Annotated in this window: 18 protein-coding genes; 6 read left to right on the top strand and 12 right to left on the bottom strand. The window is 72.9% G+C overall.

Going from position 1 to position 23918, the window contains the following annotated elements; translation table 11 throughout:
• Positions 1 to 102: 102 nt before the first annotated feature.
• The 5 genes from ACLQ2R_RS28770 to ACLQ2R_RS28750 form a co-directional block, all read right to left on the bottom strand.
• Positions 103 to 297, bottom strand: coding sequence for a hypothetical protein (locus ACLQ2R_RS28770; protein ID WP_425963937.1), 195 nt, complete (start codon positions 295 to 297; stop codon positions 103 to 105).
• Positions 298 to 501: 204 nt separating this feature from the next.
• Complete coding sequence (locus ACLQ2R_RS28765; RefSeq protein ID WP_362802756.1) at positions 502 to 771, bottom strand: WhiB family transcriptional regulator; 270 nt, start codon at positions 769 to 771, stop codon at positions 502 to 504.
• A gap of 125 nt (positions 772 to 896) precedes the next feature.
• Entirely contained in the window at positions 897 to 1256 is a 360-nt protein-coding gene (locus tag ACLQ2R_RS28760; RefSeq protein WP_425963935.1) for a hypothetical protein, read from the bottom strand.
• A 115-nt stretch (positions 1257 to 1371) separates the two neighbouring features.
• Positions 1372 to 2238 (bottom strand): acyl-CoA thioesterase II, encoded by an 867-nt coding sequence (tesB, locus tag ACLQ2R_RS28755; protein ID WP_425963934.1) that lies wholly within the window; start codon positions 2236 to 2238, stop codon positions 1372 to 1374.
• Positions 2235 to 4340 carry an ATP-dependent DNA helicase UvrD2 gene (locus ACLQ2R_RS28750; protein WP_425963933.1) on the bottom strand — a complete coding sequence of 702 codons (2106 nt, stop codon included), beginning with the start codon at positions 4338 to 4340 and terminating at the stop codon, positions 2235 to 2237. The genes tesB and ACLQ2R_RS28750 overlap by 4 nt, the downstream gene beginning before the upstream one ends.
• A 189-nt stretch (positions 4341 to 4529) precedes the next feature.
• On the opposite strand from ACLQ2R_RS28750, the gene ACLQ2R_RS28745 reads away from it, so the two are divergent.
• Both ACLQ2R_RS28745 and ACLQ2R_RS28740 read left to right on the top strand, forming a co-directional pair.
• Positions 4530 to 5768, top strand: coding sequence for an alpha/beta hydrolase (locus ACLQ2R_RS28745; RefSeq protein WP_425963932.1), 1239 nt, complete (start codon positions 4530 to 4532; stop codon positions 5766 to 5768).
• A 57-nt stretch (positions 5769 to 5825) separates the two neighbouring features.
• Positions 5826 to 6080, top strand: coding sequence for a mycoredoxin (locus ACLQ2R_RS28740; protein WP_386243798.1), 255 nt, complete (start codon positions 5826 to 5828; stop codon positions 6078 to 6080).
• Between the two features lie 39 nt (positions 6081 to 6119).
• On the opposite strand, the gene nudC is transcribed toward ACLQ2R_RS28740, so the two are convergent.
• A complete protein-coding gene (gene nudC / locus ACLQ2R_RS28735) occupies positions 6120 to 7139 on the bottom strand; it encodes an NAD(+) diphosphatase (protein WP_425963931.1) in 1020 nt (339 codons plus the stop codon).
• A 331-nt stretch (positions 7140 to 7470) separates the two neighbouring features.
• Here nudC and ACLQ2R_RS28730 point away from each other — a divergent pair, with 331 nt between their 5' ends.
• Genes ACLQ2R_RS28730 through ACLQ2R_RS28720 form a run of 3 tightly spaced genes read left to right on the top strand, consistent with a single transcriptional unit; the run spans position 7471 to position 12202 of the window.
• Positions 7471 to 8628, top strand: a complete 1158-nt coding sequence (locus ACLQ2R_RS28730) for a siderophore biosynthesis protein (protein ID WP_425963930.1) — start codon at positions 7471 to 7473, stop codon at positions 8626 to 8628.
• Positions 8613 to 10616, top strand: a complete 2004-nt coding sequence (locus ACLQ2R_RS28725; RefSeq protein ID WP_425963929.1) for an IucA/IucC family protein — start codon at positions 8613 to 8615, stop codon at positions 10614 to 10616. The genes ACLQ2R_RS28730 and ACLQ2R_RS28725 overlap by 16 nt, the downstream gene beginning before the upstream one ends.
• The gene (locus ACLQ2R_RS28720) at positions 10613 to 12202 is read left to right on the top strand and encodes an IucA/IucC family protein (RefSeq protein ID WP_425963928.1); all 1590 of its coding nucleotides are present in this window, start codon (positions 10613 to 10615) and stop codon (positions 12200 to 12202) included. Before ACLQ2R_RS28725 ends, ACLQ2R_RS28720 begins: the two co-directional genes overlap by 4 nt.
• A gap of 196 nt (positions 12203 to 12398) precedes the next feature.
• Here ACLQ2R_RS28720 and ACLQ2R_RS28715 read toward each other — a convergent pair whose 3' ends face one another.
• The 5 genes from ACLQ2R_RS28715 to ACLQ2R_RS28695 all read right to left on the bottom strand — a co-directional run bounded on the left by ACLQ2R_RS28715 (position 12399) and on the right by ACLQ2R_RS28695 (position 19247).
• Positions 12399 to 15692 (bottom strand): penicillin acylase family protein, encoded by a 3294-nt coding sequence (locus tag ACLQ2R_RS28715; protein WP_425963927.1) that lies wholly within the window; start codon positions 15690 to 15692, stop codon positions 12399 to 12401.
• Positions 15693 to 15858: 166 nt separating this feature from the next.
• Complete coding sequence (locus ACLQ2R_RS28710; protein WP_425963925.1) at positions 15859 to 16488, bottom strand: hypothetical protein; 630 nt, start codon at positions 16486 to 16488, stop codon at positions 15859 to 15861.
• 188 nt (positions 16489 to 16676) lie between these two features.
• Positions 16677 to 17873 carry a cytochrome P450 gene (locus ACLQ2R_RS28705; RefSeq protein WP_425963924.1) on the bottom strand — a complete coding sequence of 399 codons (1197 nt, stop codon included), beginning with the start codon at positions 17871 to 17873 and terminating at the stop codon, positions 16677 to 16679.
• A gap of 76 nt (positions 17874 to 17949) precedes the next feature.
• A complete protein-coding gene (locus tag ACLQ2R_RS28700; protein ID WP_425963923.1) occupies positions 17950 to 18138 on the bottom strand; it encodes a hypothetical protein in 189 nt (62 codons plus the stop codon).
• Positions 18139 to 18350: 212 nt separating this feature from the next.
• Positions 18351 to 19247: an EamA family transporter gene (locus ACLQ2R_RS28695; protein WP_425963921.1), complete on the bottom strand. Its 897-nt coding sequence runs from the start codon at positions 19245 to 19247 to the stop codon at positions 18351 to 18353.
• Positions 19248 to 19339: 92 nt separating this feature from the next.
• Between ACLQ2R_RS28695 and ACLQ2R_RS28690 the strand changes: the two genes are divergently transcribed.
• The gene (locus tag ACLQ2R_RS28690) at positions 19340 to 19822 is read left to right on the top strand and encodes an Lrp/AsnC family transcriptional regulator (protein ID WP_425963919.1); all 483 of its coding nucleotides are present in this window, start codon (positions 19340 to 19342) and stop codon (positions 19820 to 19822) included.
• Positions 19823 to 19961: 139 nt separating this feature from the next.
• Here the strand turns inward: ACLQ2R_RS28690 and ACLQ2R_RS28685 are convergent, their stop codons facing one another.
• Complete coding sequence (locus ACLQ2R_RS28685) at positions 19962 to 23894, bottom strand: UvrD-helicase domain-containing protein (RefSeq protein WP_425963918.1); 3933 nt, start codon at positions 23892 to 23894, stop codon at positions 19962 to 19964.
• Positions 23895 to 23918 lie beyond the last annotated feature (24 nt).

Raw genomic sequence — 23918 nt, 5'->3', positions numbered from 1 at the left:
CGCCTGTGCGGATCACCCCTCGGTCGTACTGCTGCTCACGCGCTTTTCCGCCGGCGCCTCCGCCGACCCCCGTGGATCAGAAGAGGCGCCGGTTCGCGTGGATCAGATGAGGCGCAGGGTCGCGGTGCGCAGGCGCGATGACGCGCGCTGCGCTTCGCGCTCGGCGCGCCGGAGGCGCCGAAGACCCAAGGCCCTGCGATGCTCCTCCGCCTCGCGGTGGAGGGTTTGTATTCGGTCACGCACCAGTTCTTGGTGCATGGACGGCAGGTCGAGGCCGCTGGAGGGGAAGTAGCTCATCGGAGTGGTCCTTTCGAGATGTTCTCAGCCGGTCGATCAGGTTTTCGGTGGTGCGGGTCGTGCTCGATGGTGCGGGTCCTACTCGGTGGTGCGGGTCGTGCTCGGTAGTGCGGGTCCTACTCGGTGGTGCGGGTCGTACTTGGTGGTGCGGGTCGTGCGGTGGTAACGGTCGGTCTCTCCGCTGTCGGTCGGTGGCCGGGTCGTTCAGGCCGCGACCGGGTTCTTGCGCGGACGTCCACGCGGACGCTTCCGGGGAACGACGGCCCCCCGCAGGACGAGCTCTCCGCCCCAGACCCCCCACGGCTCCTCGCGCTCCAGCGCGCGAGCCAGGCAGGCCTCACGGATCGGACAACCCCCGCAGAGCGCCTTGGCGAACTCGACGTCCTCCGGAGACTCGGCGAACCACAGGTCAGGGTCGGTACGACAGGGAATTGTGGCTTCGTCGATCAGGTCCATGACCGTCTGGGCCCCCATTGCTTCACCTCTCAGCTAGGTATTGATCTTTGGTTACCTCTGGGGTGGGGGTCAGGAACGACGCGGACAAACAAGAAGGCCGCGGATCCTGGTGCGGATCCGCGGCCTGAAGGCTCTTTCCTCGGTCAGGTCATGACCGGAGGATGCCTCCAGGGTTGCGGACCGCGCAGTCCACCGTTTCCGATGTGCTGGGTCATTGCTGCGTAGCTGCCGCCCACTCGGGTCTTGGCAGCACCGGTCTTGACAGCACTGGTCTTGGCGGCAGCGATAAACGCCACCGGCTTGACCGTCGCCGGGAAGGCCGCCACCGGGAAGGCGGCGGGCGTGGCCCAACGGCTGGCTTCGACATGGAAGTGGGCAGAATCGTCCTGAAGAACCGGGGTCGCCGCACCGACGGTGAGGAGGGTCCGGAACGCGCAGGGCAGGGCGGTGTTACGGCGCACGGAAGCGAGCCCGGTCTGGGACGGCATCAGAGTGATTTTCACAGCGGACTCACCTCCATTCGTAGATCGTCGGACAGTAGCGTCCGACTTGCATGACCATGACCCTAAACCCCTGCCGGGGAGGTGGGCAACATATTTTCCACCTGCGGTATTGCGACTATCTCACGCGGATCATGGCCTCCTGAACTACCGACACGGCCAGGTCTCCGGACCGGGTGAACATCTCGCCCCGGGCGAGCCCGCGCGCCGCCCCCGACCACGGTGACTCCTGGGCGTAGAGCACCCATTCGTCCACCCGGATGGGCCGGTGGAACCACATCGCGTGGTCCAGCGAGGCGCCGGAGAGGTTGGAGGCGCCCCACGCCAGGCCGTGGGTCAGCAGCACGGTGTCGACGAGCGTGAAGTCGGAGGCGTAGGCGGCCAGCACCACGTGCAGCAGCGGGTCGTCGGGCAGCTCGGTGTCGTAGCGGAACCACACGTTGGTCTTGGAGCCGCGCAGCTCCGGGTCGCGGTGGGCCTCCCAGGTGAGGGGGGTCACGTAGCGGGCGTCCACCGGCCTGGGCTTGGAGAGCCACTCGCGCATCGGCGAGTCGCTCCCCACGACCTGGAGCATCCGGTCCTTGAAGAGCGGCAGGGTCTCCGGGTCGACCACCTCGGGCATCGTGGTCGCCTGGTGCTCGACGCTGGTCTCGGTCACGTGGAAGGAGGCCGACATGGTGAATATGGCCTTGCCGTGCTGTACGGCGACCACCCGGCGGGTGGTGAAGGAGCGGCCGTCGCGGACCCGCTCGACGTTGTAGACGATCGGGATGGCCGGGTCGCCCGGCCTGATGAAGTAGGCGTGCAGCGAGTGGACGTTCCGGTCGTCGGGCACCGTCCGTCCCGCGGCGACCAGTGCCTGGGCGGCCACCTGGCCGCCGAAGACACGCTGGATACGCTCCTCGGGGCTGCGGCCCCGGAAGATGTCGAGCTCGATCTGCTCCAGGTCGAGCAGGTCCAGAAGCTCTTTGAGCGCCTCGTTCACGCGTCCTCCGTCCGGTTCGCGGCGTCGCGGCACAGTTCGAGCACCGCTTCGCCGTAGCGATCCAGTTTGACGCGTCCTATTCCGGTGATCGCCAGCAGGTCCCGTTCCGAGATCGGGGTCCGTTCGGCGATGGCCTGGAGGGTGATGTCGGTGAAGACGGCCCACTGCGGCAGCTTCTCCGTCTTCGACACCCCGCTGCGCCAGGTCTTGAGGTCGTCGAGCAGCCTCTCGTCGTGGTCGGCGGGACAGGTCGCGCACCTGCCGAGCTTCTGCTCGGTCGCGGCGGCCAGGGTCCTGCCGCAGACCCGGCAGCCGACCGGCGCGGCGAGGGGGCGCCGCGCCGTCGAGGAGGAGGGGTCGGTGCCAGCGCGGCCCTTCTGCGCGGAGCGGCCGGAGGCGGAACGGCCCGAGGCGGAGCGGCCGGTGAGGCCGTCCAGGAACCGTGAGGGCCTGCGCGAGCGGCGTCCCCCCGGGGAGCGCGCCAGCGCCCAGGAGAGCGACAGGTGGGCGCGCGCGCGGGTGACGCCGACGTACAGCAGCCGGCGTTCCTCCTCGATCTGCTCGGGCGTCTCGGCGTACACGATCGGCAGCATGCCCTCGGTGACGCCGACCAGGAAGACCGCGTCCCACTCCAGGCCCTTGGCGGCGTGCAGCGAGGCCAGGGTGACGCCCTCGACCGGCGGCGCGTGCTGCTCGCCGGCCCGGCGCTCCAGCTCGGCCACGAACGCCGGCAGGCCCGCGCCGGAGGCGGCCATGTCCTCGGCGAGGTCGCCCAGCGCCTTGAGCGACTCCCACTTCTCGCGGGCCTTGCCGCCCCCCGGGGCCTGGGGGGTGAGCCCGATGCCGGACAGGATGTGGTGCACGGTCGAGGCGAGGGTGTCCCCGGGTTCGGCCGAGCGGGCGGCGCCGCGCAGCAGCACGACCGCCTGGCGTACCTCGGGGCGCTCGAAGAAGCGGTCGGCGCCGCGCAGCACGTACGGCAGGCCGGCCGCGCCGAAGGCCTGCTCGTAGGCCTCGGACTGGGCGTTGACCCGGAACAGCACGGCGATCTCGCGGGTGGGCACGCCGGCGTCGGCGAGCTTGCGCACCGCGCGGGCCACGCCCTCGGCCTCGGCGGTCTCGTCGTCGTACTCGGTGAAGACCGGCTCGGGGCCGTCCGGGCGCTGGGCGATGAGGGCGAGCTTGTGCGGGGTGCGCGCCGGTTCGAGGACCCGGTTGGCCAGCGAGACGACCTGGGGGGTGGAGCGGTAGTCGCGGACCAGCCTGATCACGGTGGCGTTGGGGTACTCGACGGGGAAGCCGGTCAGGTAGCGGGTGGTCGCCCCGGTGAAGGAGTAGATGGTCTGGTTGGGGTCGCCGACCACGCACAGGTCGTCGCGTCCGCCGAGCCAGGTGTCGAGCAGCAGTTTCTGCAGCGGGTTGACGTCCTGGTACTCGTCGACCACGAAGTAGCGGTACTGCTGGCGGATCTGCGAGGCGACCTCGCGGTGCTCGGTCATCACCGCGGCGGTGAGCTCCAGGATGGTCTCGAAGTCGACCAGGTGCCGGTCACGGCGCAGGTGCTCGTACTCCTCGTAGACCCGCACGACCTCCTCGGCCGGTACGGGCGGCGTCCGCCCGGCCTTCCCGGCCGCCGCGACGTAGTCCTCGGGGCCGATCTGGGTGACCTTGGCCCACTCGATCTCGGAGGCGATGTCCCGCAGCTCCGAGCGGTCCTGGTTCCTGCGCAGGGAGCGGCAGGCGTCGATCAGCAGCGGCAGCTTCGACTCGATCACCCTGGGCGGGTCGCCGCCGATGACGCGCGGCCAGAAGTAGGTGAGCTGGCGCAGCGCGGCGGCGTGGAAGGTGCGCGCCTGCACGCCCGGCGTGCCGAGCTGGCGCAGCCGCTGCCTGAGCTCACCGGCCGCGCGTGTGGTGAACGTCACGGCCAGCACGCCCTGGGGGTCGACGACCCCGCTGCGGACCGCGTGCGCGATGCGGTGGGTGATGGCCCGGGTCTTGCCCGTCCCCGCCCCGGCGAGGACGCAGACCGGTCCTCGGAGGGATTCGGCCACCTCACGCTGCTCGGGGTCCAGTGCCGCCAGAACGTCGTCGGGCTCCACGGAGACTCCTTCACGCAGTCGGACGTACGCGGTCGGACGGACCGGGCGGCCTCATCCTCCCAGCCGCCGGCCGGTACCGCTCATTCTGGCAACACGCCGCCGTCAACCTATGTGGTTCGTCGAGATGCACAAAGCACGCCCTTTGCCCCACAATGAGGGTCGAATGCTCCCAGGGAAGGAAAAAGACCCGTGCGAACTGGGGTAAGCGTGGGTGTGCTCGCCCTTGCGGTGGCGATGCTCGTACCTGCGGTGGTGCACTCGACCGCGCACGCGACCGCGACTCCGGCCCGGACGAACGGCGGGGGCGCCGGGGTCACGGCAGGGGACGCCGGAGACGCGGGGAACACCGGGAACAGCAGGAGCGCGGCCGGGAACGGCGGCGCGCCGACGACCGGCCCGACGGCCGCGACCGGCATGCTGTCCGCGACCGGGAGCACCGTGACCGCGGCCAGGAGCGACGTGAGCACGACCAGGAGCGGCGCGGGCACGACCCGGGGCACCACGTCCCGGGGCACCACGACCGGGAGCCGCGGGACCGGCGGCAAGACCGGCACCACCGGCACCGGCACCAGCACCGGCACGACCGGCAAGCGCGCCCCGACGCCGACCCCCACGCCGACGCTCCAGCCCGACCCCCCGGCCCAGGGCACCGTCGTCAACACCGTCGCGTACGGCCCGCACCCCCGCCAGCGGATGGACGTGTGGTACCAGTCCGACGAGGTCAAGCGGCCCGCCGTCTTCCTCATCCACGGCGGCTGGTGGTCCTCGGGCGACAAGAAGTACATGACGGAGATCAGCCGGAGCTACGCCGAGCAGGGCTACGTCGTCTTCAACCTCAACTACCGCCTGTCCGGCGACGCCTCCTGGCCGGCCCAGCGCACCGACACCTTCGACGCCGTCGCCACGGCGCGGCGGCACGCGGCGCTGTGGTCCTTCGACCCGAACAACTACGTGATCATCGGTTTCTCCGCGGGAGGCCACCTGGCCACCTCGGTGGGCACCTACAGGAGCGGTCTGCGGGGGCTGCGGGGCGTGGTCGGCATCTCCCCGGTCGTCTCCCCGCTGACGGCGTACACCGACGGGGCCGACACCTTCGACGCGAACAAGCGCAGGCTGCGCGAGTCCGCCATCAAGCTCGCCGGCGGCTGCGAGCCCACCGGCAGGTGCGCCAAGGTCTGGGCCAGCATGGAGGTGCCCTGGCACGCGAGCCGCGGCGACGCGCCCATGCTGCTGATTCACTCGGAGGACGAGTTCGTCTCGCCGGAGCACGGCCAGCAGCTCAAGGAGCACCTGCGTCCGGCCGGTGTGCCGGTGAACGTGGTGACCGAGCCGGGCATCGAGCACAGCGCCCCGCTCTACCGGTTGCCCGGCGTGGCCGAGCGGACCCAGCAGTGGGTCGCGCAGAAGCTTCTCCCATCGGGAAGCTGAACGCCCCTCACGTTGTTGGCAAGGGGGCCGGACATCACACGAGGGGATTTCTCAGACATGGCGCTGACTGTGTACACGACCACCTGGTGCGGCCCCTGCAAGCGGCTCAAGAGCCAGCTCGGACGTGAGGGCATCGCCTTCACGGAGGTCGACATCGATAGCGATCCCGAGGCCGCCTCGTTCGTCATGAGCGTCAACAACGGCAACCAGACCGTGCCCACGGTCGTGATCGACTCCCCGGACGGGCGGGTCGTCAGGACCAACCCCTCGGTGATCGAGGTCAAGCGCATCCTGGCGGGCGCGAGCGTCTGACCGCCCGCGCGGGCCGTACGGGGACCGCGGCCGGAGTGATCACCAGTCGCCGGTCAGCGGTTCCCCGTACCAGGCCTCGATGAGCCTGCGGGCGATCGAGAGCGAGGACGGCAGGCGGACCTCGCCGCTCTCCAGCGCGGCCAGCAGCTCGGCGCGGCTGAACCAGTGCGCCTCGGCGATCTCCTCGGCCTCCAGGACGAACTCCGTCGTCGTGGCCCGCGCGAAGAAGCCGATCATCAGGCTGCGCGGGAACGGCCAGGGCTGGCTGCCCATGTAGCGCGCGTCGACCACGCGCACGCCGACCTCCTCGGCGACCTCGCGGGCCACGGCGTGCTCCAGCGACTCCCCCGGCTCGACGAACCCGGCCAGCACCGAGAGCCGCCCCTCGGGCCACTGCGGCCCCCTGGCCAGCAGGCACCGGTCCTGGTCGTCGTGGATCAGCATGATCACCGCGGGGTCGACCCGGGGGAAGTGCTGGCTGCCGTCCTCGGGGCAGACGCGGATGTGCCCGCCCGCCCGCACCTCGGTGCGGCTTCCGCAGCGGGGGCAGAACTCGTGGGTGGAGTGCCAGGCCTCCAGGGCGACCGCGTACACCAGCAGACCGGCGTCCAGGTCTCCCAGCAGCGCGCCGATCTCCCGCAGTCCGGCCGCCGAGACCGTCCCCCGCTCCGGCGCGGAGGGGGGAAGCGCGGCGGCGAGCCGGTCGAGGGGCGCGGAGCCGGGGGCCCCGCCCGGGGGGCCGAAACGCCCCGCCGAGGGGCCGGCGTTCCCGGTGGCGGGCACCGCCACGGCGAAGTAGGCGACCTGGCCGGCGTCCACGCCGAGCAGGTAGCGCTCCCCCTCGGGCGCCTCGGCCGCGGGCAGCAGCACCAGCTCGGCCGCCTCGCCGTCGCGCCGGACCAGCGCGCGCCCGCCGTCGACGACCATGACCCTGGTCGCCTCGTCCGCCCAGGCCGCCTCCAGCCACCCGGCGTCGGCGCGGAGCGCCGCCGACCGGTCGATGGCGCTGCGGGCGAGCAGCAGGGGGCCGAGCAGTCCTTCTTGTGCGGTGATCTCCACGCCGTTCCGTTCTCCCGAACCGAGTGCACATACTATGCGGCCGTGACGGACCTCTCCGCGCGCGACCTGGTCCGGTACCCTCCCTTCCGGCGGATCGCACGCGCCACGGCGACCGGCCGCCCCCCGCCCGGCCCTCCCCTTCCGGGGGAACATGGCGGGCGCGGGAACGCGCATGTCACCGTCGGAATGGACATACGGGGCACGGAACGATCCTGACGGGCGGACGACACGGGTATATGCGGTCAATAGCCCGATCCCCCGTATGCGATGATCGCCGTCTGGCTAGGATGCCGATGGTTAGGTTAGCCTTACCTGATCTCAGGAGTCTGCATTGCGGCTGTACCTCACCGCGCTGAAACCGACCGACTCGGTCACCGACGGCTTTCTCCCGGCGGCACGCGCGCTCGGCTGCGAGGTCACCGTCCTCACCGACCGGCCCGAGCGGCATCGCGACGCCGGGACGGAGGTGCTCCGCTGCGACGTACGCGACCCGCGGGCGGTGATCGACACCGTCGCGCACCACCACCCCCCGGACGCGATCTTCTCCAACTCCGACCACGTCCAGGCGGAGACCGCGCTCGCGGCCGCCTACTTCGACCTGCCGGCCAAGAACTGGCGGGCCTGCGTCGACACCAAGAACAAGGCGCTCACCCGGCGGCGGCTGGCCGCGGCCGGGGTCGAGACCGTCTGGTCCCGGCGGCTGGGACCGGCCGACCCGCCTCCTCCGCAGGCGCCCTTCCCCGCCGTGGTGAAGCCCCGCGAGGGCGTGGCCAGCGAGGACGTCGTCCTGGTGAGGGACCACGGTGAGCTCGCCGCGGCCGTGGCGGGAATCAGGGACCGGCGTCCCGGCGAGGCGCTGGTCGTGGAGGAGTACCTCGACGGGCCGCTGCACACGATGGAGACTCTGGGCGACGGCGAGCGGATCGAGGTGCTCGGCGGCTTCCGCACCGTCCTGGGACCGCTGCCGCACTTCGTGGAGGAACGGCTCGACTGGGAGCCGCCGCCCGGCCGCGACCACGTGCTGCGGGCCCTGGAGGCGCTGGGCGTGGGCCTGGGCGCCTGCCACACCGAGTACGTGATGACCCGCCGGGGGCCGCGCATCGTGGAGGTCAACTACCGGGTGATCGGCGACCACTGCGAGTTCCTGCTGGCGGACCTGCTGGACGTGCCGCTGTTCGAGCTGATCCTCGGCGTCCACCTCGGGGCGGGGCTGGGGGCTCCCGGCCAGGCCAGGGGGCACGGGACCGCGCTGGGCCTGGTGGCCGGACGCCCGGGGACCGTGGCCGCGGCTCCCGGGACGGTCGCCCCCGCGGGCGGCGGGCCGGTCAGGATCTGGCACCGGCCGTTGCGCGCCGTGGGCGACCGGATCGAGCCGAGCCACACCAACCGGGACTACCTGGGGATCGTCCGCGCGATCGGGCCCGACCGGGAGAGCGTGGACGCGGCCATCACCGGCTTCAACACCGAGAACCCGTGGGTGATCGCGTGACCGGCTCCGGCAAGCGCCCGGCCTCCACCGCCGGGACCGGGGCCGCCTTCCGCGCCCGGCTCTCCTCCTCCGCCTTCCGCGACGGTCCGGGCCGCCGTACCGGGAACGGCTCCGGCCCCGGCGCGGCCCGCCCCTCCGGTCCCGGCTCGGGCCCCGCCGGTACGACCGACCGCTCCGCCCCTGGTCCCGATCCGGGCGCGGCGCGGCGGTCCGGCTCCGGGGCGGGCACGGTGAGCCCGCGGGAGCCCTACCTGGCCGCCCGGGTGCTGGACGCGCTGCTGCGCGAGGACTACGCGGGCCTGGCCGGGCGGATGACCCGCGGCAAGGACGGTGTCGCGCTGCTGCTGCCCGGGGGCAGGCGGGTCCGGCTGACCCCGGGCTCGCTGTTCCAGGACTTCGTGACGGCCCCCTGGGAGGCGCTGCGCCTGGAGGAGGTGCTGCACGCGCTGCGCGCCGTCTCCCCGCCCGCCGACGCCGCCGGGGTCGAGTCGTTCGTCCGGGAGTGCCGCGAGGCGCTGCGCGCGCTCGACCTGCACGACACCCTCCGCGAGGAGGTGCTCGCCAGGCTGGCCCCGGTGCCCGGCGGCACGGGGGCCCGGAACGCGGGCGGGAGCATGCGGTACGAGACGCTGGCCGCCTTCGCCGACCATCCCGTCTACCCGACGGCCCGCTGCCGGATCGGGCTCTCCGACGAGGAACTGGTGGCGTACGCGCCGGAGTTCGCGCCGGAGTTCGCGCTGCGCTGGGCCGCGGTGCCCCGGGAGCGGCTGGCCGGGGCACCGGTCCCGGACGCGCCCGCCTTCCCCGCCGTGGGACTCGCGCCGGAGCTCGCCGGGACGCACGTGCTCTTCCCCGTACACCCGCTGACGGCCGGTGAGGTCGGGCGGATCGGGTGGGCGACCCTGGCGCCGGAGGCGTACCTGCGGGTCAGGCCGACGCTGTCGATGCGCACGGTCGAGGTGTCGCCGGGCACGTTCCTGAAGCTGCCGCTGGCCACCAGCACCCTCGGGCTGCGCAACCGCAGGTCCATCAAACCGGGCACGCTGGCCGACGGGGCGCGGGCCGAGCTGCTGCTGCGCGCCATGCCCGACCCGGAGGTGCTCCTGGCCGACGAGCAGACCTACGGCCACGCCGGGCACGAGTACCTGGGCTGGCTGCTGCGGCGCCATCCGGCGGGCGAGGTCGTCCCGGTCGCGGCGCTGCCCGCGCCGCTGCCCGGGGGCGGGCTGGTCGTGGAGGAGCTCGCCGGGCGCTGGTGCGCGGGGGACGTCGCCGGGCTGCTCGAACGGTACCTGCGGATGCTGTTCCGGTTCCACGTGCGCCTCTTCGTCAGGTACGGCACCGCGCTGGAGGCCCACCAGCAGAACCTCTCACTGGTGTTCGGCCCCGGCCAGGGACCCGGCTCCCGCCCGGGTCATCACTCCGGCCTCGCTCAAGGACCCGGCCAAGGTCCCGGCCAAGGTCCCGGCCTCGGCCTCGGATCCGGCCCGGGACCCGGCCAGGGTCGCGGCAGCGCCCCGGGCGGCGGTCCGGCCGCCCTGCTCGTCAAGGACAACGACGGGCTCCTCACCTCGCCGGAACGCCTCCGGGACGCGGGCCTCGCGGTCCCGGACTTCACCGACCCGCGGATGCTGACCGACGATCCGCACGCGCTGGCCGACATGTTCGTGACCATCACCCTGCACCTGGCCGCCGCCGCCCCGGTGTTCGGCACGCTGCCGCCGCGCCGGGCCTTCGAGCTGGTCCGCGGCACGCTCGCCGAGGCGCTCGACGCGTACGGGGAGGACCCGATGGCCAGGCTGCTGCGGGCCAGGACCCTGGACGCCGCCCGGCTCGTCGGGAAGTCGATGATCACCGCCGGGACCCTGGTGGACAAGGCGCGCACCGGTGCGCGCGACGTGAACAAGTTCTACGGCACGAGCGGACCGAACTATCTGCGCCAGCCACCCCAGGCCGCACCGGCCGCGACCACCCGAAGGACGCCATGACCAGCCTCGCCCTCGACTCACCGGCGTCCGTCGCCGAGGAGGCCTCACTCGCCGCGCTGCTGCGCTGCTGCGTGCGGGAGATCTCGGCACCCCGCGGGCAGGTCGGGCACGACCGGCCGTACGTGCTGCTGCGCGTCGCCGGCACCCTGCTGCGCGTCCGCGCGTACGGCGGCCTGGCGCTGCGCTTCGACGGGCGGGCCGAACGGCTGGAGAACGGTTCCTGGCAGCCGCTCTCGGCGGACCTGCTCGTGCGGCTGGTGGAGAGCGAGCTCGGCGAGGACAACGACGAGTTCGCCTCCCAGGTGGCCCAGAGCAGGGACGTCATGACCACGCTGCTCGCCGCGCGGCAGGACGCGTCGCCGCCCGCCGACCCGTGGCTGGCCTCGGAGCAGGCGCTGGTCTTCGGGCACCCGTTCCATCCCAGTCCCAAGGCGCGTGGCGGCGACGGCTGGCTGCGGTACGCGCCCGAGGCGCACGCGAGCTTCCCGCTGCGGCTGCTGGGGGTCCGGCGGGACGTGCTGGCCGGCGCGGGCGACACGGGATGCCTGGACGCGCTCGGCCAGGCGCCTCCGGGCTACGCGCTGCTGCCCGCGCATCCCTGGCAGCTCGAACTGCTCGCGGCGGACCTGGCGGCGCCGCTGGCCGACGGCCGCCTGATCGACCTGGGCGAGAGCTCCCGCAGGGCGGTCCCCACCTCGTCGGTGCGCACGGTGTACGAGCCGCTGATCGACCGGTGCCTGAAGTTCAGCCTGGACGTGCGGATCACCAACTGCCTGCGGAAGAACTCCTGGTACGAGCTGGCGGGCGCGGTCGAGCTGAGCCGCCGCCTCGGGCCGGTCTTCCGGGACCTGTCGGCGGACTTCCCGGGCACCCGGTGGCTGCCCGAGCCGGGTTACCGCTCGGCCGCCCTGGGCACCCGGCTGCTGGAGGGGCTGGGGGTGATCGTCCGGGTCGGGCCGTGGTCGGTCTGCAGGCCCGGGGTGACCCCGCTGCTCAGCGGCGCCCTGGCCGGCGCCGGGCATCCGGTGGCCGATCCGGTGGGCTGGTGGCGGGCGTACGTGGAGCGCGTGGCGCCGCCGGTCCTGGACGCCTACCTCGGCCACGGCGTGGTGCTCGAATCCCACCTGCAGAACGTCCTGGTCGGCGTGGACGCGGCGGGGCTGCCGGTGGAGGCGGTCTTCCGCGACCTGGAGGGGACCAAGCTCGTCGCCGGACGGCACGATCTCTCCGGGCTGCCCGGCCGGGTGGCGGAGGCGCTCACCTACGACCCGGCCGCCGGGTGGGACCGGGTGGTCTACTGCCTGATGGTCAACCACCTTCCCGAGATCGCCGCCTCCCTCGCCGGAACCGGTCCCGACCCCGACGCCGGGACCGGACACGGGAGCGGGCTCGAACGGGAGCTGTGGGCGGTCGCCCGGGAGGTCCTGGCCGGGTACGCCGGGTCCCGCGGGTGGCCGTGGCGGATGACGGACCTGCTGTCGGGCAGGCCGCTTCCCGCCAAGGCCAACCTGTCGGTCAGGTGGGCCCGCTCGGCGGACCGCTCCGCCGGGTACGTACCGGTCGCGAACCCGCTGGCCCCCTCCTGACCGCACGCGACGCCACCGGCCCCGCCGCACACGAACCCACCGGCCCCGGCCCTGCCGCACACGAACCCGCCGACCTCTGCCCGGCGATCCCGGCCCGGCCACGCGCGACGCGGACGGGCACCCTCGCGGGCGCGTGGAAAGGGGGCGGCGGTCCGTGCACCGCCGCCCCCCGCTCGTTTCCCGCCAGGCGGGAGGATCAGTGGGAGTGGACCTCCAGCTCGTAGAGGGAGTAGCCGTTCGAGGTGCCGCGGGTGACGCCCTGCACGCGCACGTAGCGGGCCTGGGCCGGGGCGAACGTCACGTTGTCGACGCCCCCGTTCCCTCCGGTGACGGAGCGGACCGTGGTCCAGGCCGAGCCGTCGGCGGAGGTCTGGATCGCGTACGCCGACCCGTAGGCCGCCTCCCAGCGCAACACCGCCCTGGCGACGGTCGCGTTCGCCCCCAGGTCGACCTGGAGGTACTGGTTGTCGCTGGACGAGCTGGACCAGCGGGTCGTGGGATCACCGTCGACGGCCCGGCTCGCCGGGTGGAAGAGCTGGTTGCTGGAGGACCTGGCGGTCTTCCCCTGGGCGAGGTTGGCGGTCACGTCGCCCCGGCGCGCGGGGAACGACACGACCTCCTGGTAGGTCGGCCGGTTCTGCCAGGAGATCAGCGAGTGCTTGATCCCGCCGAGCGGTGACTGCTCGACGGCGTCGGAGCACCACTGGTCGCCCGCCGAGCAGACGTCGTCGGCCGGGTAGGTGGTCGTCGCGGGCTCGGCGAGCGCCGCCGACAGGCTCTCGAGCAGCACGGTGCGGCATCCGGCGACGGTGCCGCCCCCGCAGTACTTGGCGGGCAGCGGGCCGGAGACCTGGTCGCCGAGCACGGAGCGGAGGTCCTTGCTCACGTAGCCCCACCAGCCGTACTGGAACGCCGAGCCCTTGTGCGTCTGGGCCTCGTTCGCGGAGGCCGGGAAGGAGGAGACGTCCCCCTGCTGGTGGCCCGACGGTGACTCGTTGACCTGCAGGGTGTCGACGAGCGACTGGTAGAGGCCGTCCCCCAGGCCGGGCCTGAACTGGGCGCGGACCAGCTTCGGCCACCACGCGTCGAACGCGCGGATCGCCTCGGCGTGGGCGTATGCCTTGCTGCCCGGTGAGGTCTCCACCCTCTTGGCGCCCGACGCGGCCCAGGCCGACAGCTTGGTGACCGTCGCGGCGAGGGCCGGGTCGGTCACCGCGGCGCTGTTGAGGACCCGGATCAGGTCGGGCAGGACCCTCGTGCCGCGCAGGTCGGTCACGGCGGCCTGCGCCATGATCTTCACGGTGCCCGCCTTGTCGAGCTTTCCGGCACCGGCCAGCGCCGCCTTGACGGGCCGGTCCAGCAGGTCGGCCCGGTGGACGGGACCGAAGCTGAAGTTGCCGTCCGCGGCGCCGTAGTCCTTGGCCTGCTTGTTGTTCCAGCTGACGAAGTAGTCCTGGCCGGCCGACTGCGGGTGGGTGGAGGCGGGGGTGTAGGTCGCGGTGTTGGTGGCGGGGTCGAAGCCCGCCCACTCGTGCGCCGCGTCGGCCGTCATCGGCAGGTTCGGGTCGGAGACCGCGGACCTGACCGGCGTGCTGCCCGACATGAAGTACGCCGCGTCGCGGGAGTTGACGTAGAACCAGTTGAACGCGAAGCCGATGGTGGAGGCGGAGTTCGTGAACGCCGCCGCGTCGCCCATCTGCCCGGGGTCGTTGAACATCTGGAACCCGACGGCCGAGTCCACCTCGTGCCGGTAGGTGGACCGCAGGGCGGCGAAGGCGGTGGGCCGCCCGCCGACGGTGCCGCGCCAGCTCACCAGGCCGTACCGGGTGCGTTGCATCACCAGGTCGTAGGAGCCCCTGGCGGTGGAGTCGGCGACGGTGGGCTTCCAGGAGTTGGTCTTCCTCAGCGTCTCCATCGCGGTGCAGACGCCCTGGTACAGGTAGTGGTTCGAGGAGACGGTGGCCGCGCCGCCGCCGGGCTCGCAGAGCTGCAGGGCGTAGGTGTCGGTGATGTCCTGGCCGCTGGAGGTCGCGTTCCAGGCGTAGTCGGTGCCCCGGCCGAGCAGCACGTAGAGGTTGAGCCCGGCGAAGGCGGCGCCTCGTGCCCGGATGCCGGGTCCGGAGAGCTCCTGCAGCATCAGCAGCTGCGGGGCGAAGTAGCCCGTCTGCGGGCCGAAGACCGCGATCGGGTGCCCGGTGGAGGACTCCGCGGCCGACACCACCACGGCGTTGGACATGCCGGGCTTGGAGTTGTCGACGAGCAGGCCGTCCATCATGCCCTTGGGGGCGGTGGCCGAGGCGGCGGCCGAGGTCGCGGCCGAGCCGCTCTCGTTGGCGGTGATGTCCACCGGCGCCGTGGAGGCGTCGGGAAGGACCACCCCGGTGGCTCCGGACGGCGCGTTCCCGGCGGGGAAGCTCTGGCCGTTGTGCAGGGTGAGCGTCGCCTCGGGGTCGTTCTGCGCGCGGAACGCGGCCCAGACCTGGTCGCCGACGGCCGTGCCGTACTTGGCGCGGGACGCGACCCGGACCAGCGCGGACTGCATCTCGGCTCCGCCGCCGCCGCCGAACAGGCCGCCGATCACGCCGGAGATCGCCACCAGGTCGGTCATGGTGAAGTCCACCGGCCCGCCCTTGTTGGTGATCGCGTCGAGGTGACCGGTCAGCACGTACTCGCCGGGGCAGTTGCGGTCGGCCATGCAGCGGTCGATGTAGGCGTTGACACCGGCGATGTAGCTCTGCACGTCGTCGTAGAGCTGCGCGCCCCGCGGGCTGGAGGTCCTGACCCGGTCGATCTGCGCCTGCAGGTCGGCCTCGGTGTAGGGGGCGTTGCGCCAGGCGCTCTGCTCCAGCGCCCGGTTGCCCGGCGCGCCTCCGGCGAACGGGGTCAGCTCGCCACGGCCGACGTGCCGCATCAGGTCCATCACCCACAGGCGGTCCTGCGCGCCCGCGTACCCGGCGCCGAACATGGTGCCCTCGCGGGTGGTGCCGGTGATGTGCGGGACGCCGGTCGCCCTGTCGCGGACGATCGTCACGTCCGCGCGGGGACTCACGGTGCTCTCCACCTGCCCCGCGGGGACGCCGAACGATGCGTCGTTGAAGAAGTCGGAGATCTGCTCGTCGGTCAGACCGGTGTAGCCGGAGACGAGGTTCGCGTACCTGCCGAGCTGGTCGTCGCTGTGCTTGGGCTTGGTCCCGAGCGTCTGGTGGGCGAGGATCCCGGCCAGGGTCGCGTTGCCGTTCTGCCCGGGGGGCAGGATGTCGGAGCATTCGCCCAGGCAGTAGTCGTCGGGAGGGGCGGCCGCGGCGGCCGACAGCGTTGTCGCCGTTGCCGTCGTCGCGGTCGTCGCGGCCGTCGCGGCCGTCGCGGCCGTCGCGGCCGCGTCTCCGGTCGCGGACGCCGATGCGGAGGTAGGGACGAGGGGGGATGCCAGCGCGAGGACCAGCAGCAGCGCGGGAGCCGCCGTGATCTTCCGCCTGAGGCGTGCATGCATAGGAGAATCCCTAAAACATGAGGCGTACTCGGATGTTGAGAGGAACATACGTTCCGGCCAACACCGAATCAATGGCCGCCGTGAGAATCGTCCGCGCCGATTCCGGGCCGCGCGCCGAAGGGCAGGTCGGCGCCGTGACGCCGGGACACCCCGGGGAGCCTTCGTTTCATTCGTCCCCGGCACCTGACTTGACGGCGCCGAACACGACGACCGTGCTGAACGTCGTGCCGTCGACCTGGTACGCGTAGCAGCCGGGCCCGCCGACCGTCGTCGTGCCCGGCACGCTGGTCCCCGCCATGGTGAGCTCGGCGTGGTACCCGCCGTCGCGCCTCTCGCCGGTGTAGGAGAACCTGGCGCTCGCGGTGCCCTTCCCGTCGATCCGGGCGGCGCGGATGAGGACGGGCCCGGTGTAGTCCGCGACGACCCAGCGCACCTTCTTCACGTACGAGCCCTCGGGCTCGCGGTCGTCGGGACGCAGCTCCAGGACGGCGCCGCCCTTCATGAAGTAGTCGGCGATCGGGTACACCGGCCCGTCCCCGAGGACCCTGGACGCCTCCCCGGGCCCCGACCACGGGGTCGGGGAGGTCAGGGGACACTCCTCTCCGGCCCGGACGACGGGGAGCCGGAGCGGCCGGGGCGTCAGCGCCACCGCGGACGCCGTCGGGGACACCGTCGAGGGCCCGGGGGTGGGGGCCGACGGCGACGGGCGGGGCGGGACCGGGCCACCGCAGGCCGCCGTGAGCGTCACGGCGAGGACGAGCGCCGACACCCGCGTCAACGGTCCCGATGATCTCATGCGACCACTATCGGTCATCCGGAGCGGCCCGTCGACACCACGGAGGCGACACCGCGGACCGGTCCGCGCATCGACACCGCGGACCGGTCCGCGCATCGGCACCGCGCCCCGGGGATCCGAGGCCACGGATCGTCACCCCGCGACGGAACCCCGGGAAGGCGGGCCGGGGGGGACCCGCGGGGTGTCGTTCAGCCGGACGAGGTGAGCAGCGGCAGGCTCCGTACCCCGGTCAGGTTCGGGCTGGGGAGGAAGCGCGGCGGCTCGTCCGGGTCGGCGCGCAGGTGAGGGAAGCGGTCGAGCAGCATGCCGAGCGCGACCCGGCCCTCCAGGCGGGCCAGCGGCGCCCCCAGGCAGAAGTGGATCCCCCTGCCGAAGGCGAGGTGCGGGTTCGGGTCACGGGTGGGGTCGAAGACGTCGGGGTCGGCGAACTGGCGGGGGTCGCGGTTGGCCGCCGCGACCCAGACCATGAGCAGCTCTCCCTCGGGCACGTGCTCGCCGCCGAGCTCGACGTCGGCGCAGGTGACCCGGGCGACGGTGGCGAACGGGCTGAAGAAGCGCAGGGACTCCTCGATCACCGCCGGGATCGCCGACCGGTCCTCACGGACCCGGGCGAACCACCCGGGGTGGCGGTCCAGGCAGAGCACCGTGTTGCCCAGCAGCATGGTGGTGGTGATGTGCCCGGCCAGCAGCAGGAGGTTCGCGAAGTTCACCACCTCCGTCCGGGTGAGGCGCTCGCCGTCCACCTCGGCCTCGACGAGCTTGGTGAGCAGGTCGGCGCGCGGCCTGCGGCGCCGCTCCGCCGCGTGCTCGCCCAGGTAGTCGGTCAGGTGCCCGAGCTGCTCCCTGACGTGGGCCAGGTCGCGTTCCTGCTCCTCGCTCCGGTCACGGAGGGAGAACTGCCGGGAGCCGTCGAAGATCTGGTCCACCCACTGCTTGAACAGGTGGCGGTCGTCGGCGGGCACGCCCAGCAGCTCCGCGATGACGATGACCGGCAGCGGGTAGGCGAGGTCGGTCACCAGTTCGAACCGGTCCCGCCCGTCCACCGCGTCCAGCAGCTCGCCGGTCAGCTCCGCGATCCGCGGTTCGAGGTCGGCGACGACCTTGGGGGTGAAGGCGTGGCTGACGAGCTTGCGGAGCTTGCCGTGCACGGGCGGGTCCAGCTGCACGAGGTTGCCCTCGGTGGGCTCGCGCATCTCGGGGGGCAGTGTCCTGGCGGTGTCGGAGGAGAACGTCTTCGGGTCGCCGAGGATCCGTGTCGCCTCGGGGTGGCCGTAGACGTTCCACGCGCCGGTGGCCTCGTCGAACCGGACCGGACGGTCCGGGTGCCGGTCGCGCAACCAGAAGTGCCCCTCGTGCAGGCCCCATTCGTCGGCGGTGGTGGTCATGGCGCGCCTTTCCGGTCGGAACGGACCCGGGGACCGGATCCGGTGGGGGCTCTTTTAGAACAAATGCCCCTTCTGTTTAAATTTTCGGGTAGCTCGTTTTTGCCGGCCTTTGTACGTTGTGAACTACACCGGCCGGAGGGGCGTGCTCGCCGCAGCCCTGGCCGGGGCGCCTCGTGAGCTGCTTCTCGCCGCGCCCGAACGCCGCGACGATCTTCTCGACGGGCTCGTCGTCCTCGTGGAAGTGATCGGCGTCCATGTTCGCCATGATGCCTCCTTATGGCCGCTCCGTCATCCGGGTGGACACCCGTTCGTCCCCATGCCGTCATTACCGCCGCGTGACGGATACGCGAATGTATCGGTCACCGACAATTGCCGTTGCATTCCAGATGGGCCGAAAATCCCCCTCCGGCTTCGCGTCATTCCGATCCGCTCCGGTGCGGACACCGCCGCCTTCACGACCGGCCCCGTACGAGGTCGTCAGGCCCGTTCCGGGGTGGGGCGGTGCAGGACGACCGCCAGCACCACGAGCCCGATCCCGGTCAGCTCGACGGCCGAGGGGAACTGCCGGAGCACCACGACACCGATCACCGTGGCCGTGGCCGGGAGCACCGCCACCAGCAGCGCGTAGGTGGAGCGGGTCATCCGCGCCATGGCGAGCTGGTCGCAGACGTACGGGATCACCGACGAGCAGATCCCGACCCCGACCCCGGCGGCGAGCACCGCCGGGTCGGCCAGTGCGGGGGCGACCTGCCGGAACGCCACCGGCGCGACGAGGACCGACGCGACGAGCATGGCCGCGGCCAGCGCGTCGATGCCGCCGACGTCACCACCGCCGCCCCTGCGACCACCGCTGCCACCGGCGCTGTCACCTGTGCTGCCACCGGTGCTGTCGCCGCCGACGGTGCTCAGCCTCCGGGACGTGCGGTGGGCCAGCACGATGTAGGCGGCGAACAGCACCGCGTTGGCGAAGGCGAACACCAGCCCGAGCCCCTCCCCGACCGGCCGGACGTCGGTCAGCGCGTAGACGCCGCCGACGGCCGCCCCGAGCGCCAGGAGGTTGCGGGCGGTCCGGGCACCGAGCGCGGCCAGCGCGATGACGGGCAGGAACTCGATCGCGGCCACGGTCCCCAGCGGGACGCGGTCGATCGCCAGGTAGAAGCAGGCGTTCATGGCGGCGAGCACCGCGCCCCAGGCGACGATCGTCCGGCGGCCCGCGGCGTCGAGACGGGCGAGGATCCGCCAGGGGCGGCGCCAGAGCGCGAAGACCAGCGCGGCGCTCCAGATCCTCAGGCCCGCCACCCCGAGGGGTGCGAGCCTGGCGAACAGCAGCACGGCGAAGGCCGGGCCGAGGTAGTGGAAAACGGCACTCCCCATGAAATAGGACCACGGGGGCACCGTCGCGACAAGGGCACGGAGGCCCGGGAACGACATGCCGTCAATCGTCGGCCCACCCGTAGATTGGGAAAATGGCGAATCGAAGGATCAGGCCCGAGCGGGCGTACGAACCGAAGGGAATCGACGACCTGGACCTTCGCATCCTCACCGAGCTGCAGCTCGACGCCAGGGCCGGTTTCGCCGAGCTGGGCCGCAGGGTCGGCCTGTCGGCGCCCGCGCTGGCCGACCGGGTACGGCGGCTGGAGGAGACCGGTGTGATCACCGGCTATCGCGCCGAGGTCGACCCGCGAGCCCTGGGATTCCCCGTCACGGTGATGGTCCGGATCCGCCCGGCGATCCGGGAGCTGCAACGCATCGCCAAGATCGCCAAAGAGGTCCCGCAGATCGTCGAGTGTCACCGCATGACCGGCGACGACTGCTTCTTCTTCCTGATGCACCTGCGCACGGTCGCCGAGCTGGAGCCGATCCTCGACCTGTTCACCCCCTACGGCCACACGACGACGTCCCTCATCCACACCTCCCCCGTGCCGCGCCGCCCCCTGCCCCTGGACTGAGCGCCTCCCCGGGAGGCCGCCGGGGCCACGACGGAGCCCGGCCCCGGCCGCGAATCCCCGAAAGCGGCCCAGAGGTCCTGAAAGCGGCCCAGAGGTCCTGGGATGGGTCAAGCCCTGACCCCGGCCAGGGGTCCCGGGGTCAGCCGAGACGGGGTACGGACTCGATGAGGGCCATGAGCCCGCGCTCGTCGAGGAGGTCGACCGGCCGGACGGTCTCGTTGAGCCGGACGTAGTGGAAGGCGGCGCTCACCCGGTCCAGGGGGACGGCGGCCAGGTGGGACCAGGCCAGCCGGTAGGCGGCGAGCTGGACGGAGGCGGCGGCCTCCGCCTTCCCCTCGGTGGGGCGGCGGCCGGTCTTCCAGTCCACGACCTCGTAGCGGCCGTCGGACACCTGGAAGACCGCGTCCATGCGGCCCCGGACCACCCGGTCGGCGATCATCGTCTCGAAGGGCACCTCGACGTCCAGCGGTTCCCGCTCCACCCACTCGCTCTCCTCGAAGCGGGCGCGCAGCTCGTCGAGGTGGGCGTCGGTCTCCTCGAAGTCGTCGGACGCGCCGGGCAGTTCGAACTCGTCCATCAGCCGCTGCTGACCCCAGCGCCCCTCCAGCCAGCGGTGGAAGGAGGTGCCCCGGCGGGCCAGCGGGGCGGGCTTCTTGGGCACCGGACGGCGGATCTGCCTGGCCAGCGCCTTGGGGTCGGAGGCCAGCGTGACCAGGGCGGAGACGGTCAGGTGGGCGGGCAGCTCCACCCGTCCGGCACCGCGCCTCCGGTTCAGCTCCCGCTCCCTGAGCAGGAGCTCGATGTCGCGCTCCCACGCCTTCGCGCGTTCCCTGTCCCATCCCCGCAGGTCGGCCACGGGCACCGGCCGCTGCTCGTCGGAATCGAAGGCCGCGGGAGCCGTCCGCTCCACCGCCACGAGCGGCGCGTCCCCGCCCGTGAGGACGCCGTCCTCCACGGTCGCGGGAACGCCCTCTTCCACGGTCGCGGGAACGCCGTCCTCAGCGGTCGCGGGAACACCCGTCCCGGCGGTCGTCGCGGGGACGCCGTCCTCCACGGTCGCAGGAACGCCGTCCTCAGCGGTCGCGGGGACACCCGTCCCGGCGGTCGCGGGGACCGCCCCCTCGTCGGCGCGGCCGACATCGCGGGACCGGGGGAGGGACGACGTCGCCTCGCCCCCGGAGTCCCCGGGAAAGGGCACCTCCTCCGGGCCCTCGAAGGGGACGTCCCCGGGATCTCCGGCGAACGCGTCCCGCGGGCCGTCCGGGAAGGGCACCTCCTCGGGATCGTCCCCGAAGGACCCGTCGTCCGGGGCGTCGGGAAAGGGCACCTCGGAGAAGGGCGCGTCGGGCAGGGGGACGTCCGCGTACACCGGCCCCGAACCGGCCGCCACCGTCCGCGCGGACCCCGGAGAGCCCGAAGACCCCGGAGAGCCCGAAGACCCCGCAGGGCCCTCGGACGTCGGAGAGTTCCCGAACGTCGGGAAGCCCCCGGCGGCGCGGACGCCCTCCTCCGCCAAAGCGGCCAAAGCCGCCTCGACCATGGTCGCGCCGTCCAGGACGGCGGCGTAGCGGACGTCGTCCGGCGCGATCGGCCAGGCGGACTCGGCCGGCTCGGCCAGCAGCGGGTTGGTGGCGCCCTCCTCCGGCTCCGGCGCCCAGAACGCCACCCGCCCGCAGGTCTCGCGGATCTCCACCAGGAAGTCGGACGGCTCCAGCGGCTTGGCCGCACTGCCCCACCGGTACCCCGAGGCGATCAGCAGGTAGTGCGCGCGGGTGACGGCGACGTAGGCCAGGCGGCGTTCCTCCAGCAGGTCGCGGTCGCGGCAGCGTTCGTCGAAGTCGGCCAGCTCCTCCTTGCTCAGCCCGGTCAGGCCGGGCAGGTCGGAGGCGTCCCCGCGCAGCGGGTAGGGCAGCTTGCGGGCGTTCTCCGTCCATTTCGGACTCGTCGTGGGGCGGGCGGGGAACATGGTGCCGACGGTGAGCGTCCCGGCCTTCGACAGCGCCTGGGACAGGCCGGGCACCACGACCACCGGCCACTCCAGGCCCTTGGAGGCGTGCACGGTCATCAGCTTGACGCTGTTGCTCTCGCCCACCCGCCCGGCGTCCAGGCCGTTCTCCTCCTCGTCGGCGGCCTTGAGGAACGCCAGGAACGCGCCCAGCGTCGGGTCCTCGGAGTCCCCGGCGAACCGGGAGGAGGCGTCCAGGAAGGCGTCCAGGTCGGCGCGGGCGGCGAACGGGCCGACGGCCGTGCCCCGGGCCGCCACCTCGATGTCCAGGCCGAGCCTGCGCTCCACCTCCTGGATCAGGTCCGGGAGCGGCTGGCCGGTGTGGGCGCGCAGCAGGCGCAGCTCCTGGGCCAGGGCGACCAGCCGGACCCGCGCCAGCTGGGAGAACAGGTCCTGCCACTCGGGGCGGTCCGGCAGCTCGTCGAGGGCGTCGATGAGGCTGCCGCGCTCCTCGGCCATGTCGGCCACCACCTGGTCCAGCGGGTCGGCGACCGGGGAGGCGCCCTCGCGGGTCTCCCGGTTCAGCTCGCGGGCCCGCTCGCCCAGCTCCCGCAGGTCGGCCGGGGCGATCCTCCAGCGGGGGCCCGACAGCAGCCGTACCAGGGCGTCCCCGGCGCTCGGATCGTAGATGACCCGCAGCGTGGAGACGATGTCGGCCACCTCGGGCACGGTGAGCAGGCCGCCCAGCCCGACGATCTCGACCGGGATGCCGCGCGACTCCAGCGCCCGGCGCAGCGCCGGGAACTGCGAGCGCTTGCGCGCCAGGATCGCCACGTCGTGGGGCTGGAGCGCCTGCGGCCCGCCCCAGACGCTCTGCTTGGCCCGCTTGCGCTCCCCCTCACCCCAGGGCATGTCGTCGGGCGCGCTCTCGGCGCCCAGCACCCGGGCGATGCCCGCGGCGACCCAGTCCGCCTCGTCGTCGGCGGTCTCGTGGAACGCGCACACCACCCGGCCGCGCTCGACCCGGTTGCCGCCGGGCACCAGGACCGGCACCTCCCTGGCCTCCATGCGCAGCGGCAGCTGGAGGCGGGCGGCGACGTCCAGCACGGCGTCGCCGTTGCGGAAGCTCACCGACAGGCGTCGGATCGGGGCGAGCTCCCCGGCGGGGGTCCTGAAGTCGCTCGGGAATCGGGTCAGGTTGCCCGCGGAGGCGCCGCGCCAGCCGTAGATGGACTGGCAGGGGTCGCCCACGGCCGTCACCGGGTGGCCGCCGCCGAACAGGGCCCGCAGCAGCACGAGCTGCGCGTGGCTGGTGTCCTGGTACTCGTCCAGCAGGACGACGGCGAACCGGCCGCGCTCGATCTCGCCGACCTCGGCGTGTTTGGAGGCGATCCTGGCCGCGAGCGCCATCTGGTCGCCGTGGTCGACGACCTCACGGGCCCGCTTGAGCCGGTCGTACGCCTCCACCAGCGGCAGCAGCTGCTCCCTGGCCCGCTGGGTGAGCAGCGGCCTGCGCTGGTCCCTGATCGGCGTGCCGGGCAGCTCGGCGAAGCGGTCGTCCAGCCAGGCGCCGACGTCGCGCACGTCCTTCGGGGTGCGCAGGTGCTCGGCCATCTCGCCGGCCAGCTCCAGCACCGCCCGGGTGACGGTCGCCGGGCTCCACTCGACCTCCGCCATCGGCCCGTCGTAGGAGCTGACGACCCGTACGGCGAGCTGCCAGGCGACGGCCGGGGAGATCAGGCGCATGGTCGGCTCCAGCGCCTCGCGCAGCGCGTGGTCGGTCACCAGGCGGGCCGCGTACGCGTGGTAGGTGGAGATGGTCGGCTCGCCCTCCATCTGCTGGGCGGGCACCTGGCCGGTCTCGACCAGGCCGGTGAGCCGCTCGCGCACCCGGGCGGCCAGCTCACCGGCGGCCTTCCTGGTGAAGGTCAGGCCGAGCACCTGCTCGGGGCGGACCAGCCCGTTGGCCACCAGCCAGACGACGCGCCCGGCCATAGTCTCGCTCTTGCCGGAACCGGCCCCGGCCATCACGACCATCGGCTCCAGGCCGGCCTCGATCACCTCGGCCTGTTCCGGGGTCGGCGGCAGGATGCCCAGCTTGGCGGCCAGCTGGACCGGACTCAGCACGCGGCGCCCCCGCGACGGTCGGCG

Source organism: Streptosporangium sp. DT93 (assembly GCF_049844535.1).
Classification (GTDB): Bacteria; Actinomycetota; Actinomycetes; order Streptosporangiales; family Streptosporangiaceae; genus Streptosporangium.
Note: the sequence above shows the minus strand (reverse complement) of the source record. Positions and strands in the feature narration are given on the sequence as shown.

What these genes read in the sequence shown, in the direction of transcription:
- ACLQ2R_RS28705 (WP_425963924.1), bottom strand. Translation starts at nt 17,873, where the DNA reads ATGACCACCACCGCCGACGAATGGGGCCTGCACGAGGGGCACTTCTGG.
- ACLQ2R_RS28770 (WP_425963937.1), bottom strand. Translation starts at nt 297, where the DNA reads ATGAGCTACTTCCCCTCCAGCGGCCTCGACCTGCCGTCCATGCACCAA.
- ACLQ2R_RS28740 (WP_386243798.1), top strand. Translation starts at nt 5,826, where the DNA reads ATGGCGCTGACTGTGTACACGACCACCTGGTGCGGCCCCTGCAAGCGG.
- ACLQ2R_RS28715 (WP_425963927.1), bottom strand. Translation starts at nt 15,692, where the DNA reads ATGCATGCACGCCTCAGGCGGAAGATCACGGCGGCTCCCGCGCTGCTG.
- ACLQ2R_RS28720 (WP_425963928.1), top strand. Translation starts at nt 10,613, where the DNA reads ATGACCAGCCTCGCCCTCGACTCACCGGCGTCCGTCGCCGAGGAGGCC.
- ACLQ2R_RS28690 (WP_425963919.1), top strand. Translation starts at nt 19,340, where the DNA reads ATGGCGAATCGAAGGATCAGGCCCGAGCGGGCGTACGAACCGAAGGGA.
- ACLQ2R_RS28695 (WP_425963921.1), bottom strand. Translation starts at nt 19,247, where the DNA reads ATGGGGAGTGCCGTTTTCCACTACCTCGGCCCGGCCTTCGCCGTGCTG.
- ACLQ2R_RS28765 (WP_362802756.1), bottom strand. Translation starts at nt 771, where the DNA reads ATGGGGGCCCAGACGGTCATGGACCTGATCGACGAAGCCACAATTCCC.
- ACLQ2R_RS28710 (WP_425963925.1), bottom strand. Translation starts at nt 16,488, where the DNA reads ATGAGATCATCGGGACCGTTGACGCGGGTGTCGGCGCTCGTCCTCGCC.
- ACLQ2R_RS28700 (WP_425963923.1), bottom strand. Translation starts at nt 18,138, where the DNA reads ATGGCGAACATGGACGCCGATCACTTCCACGAGGACGACGAGCCCGTC.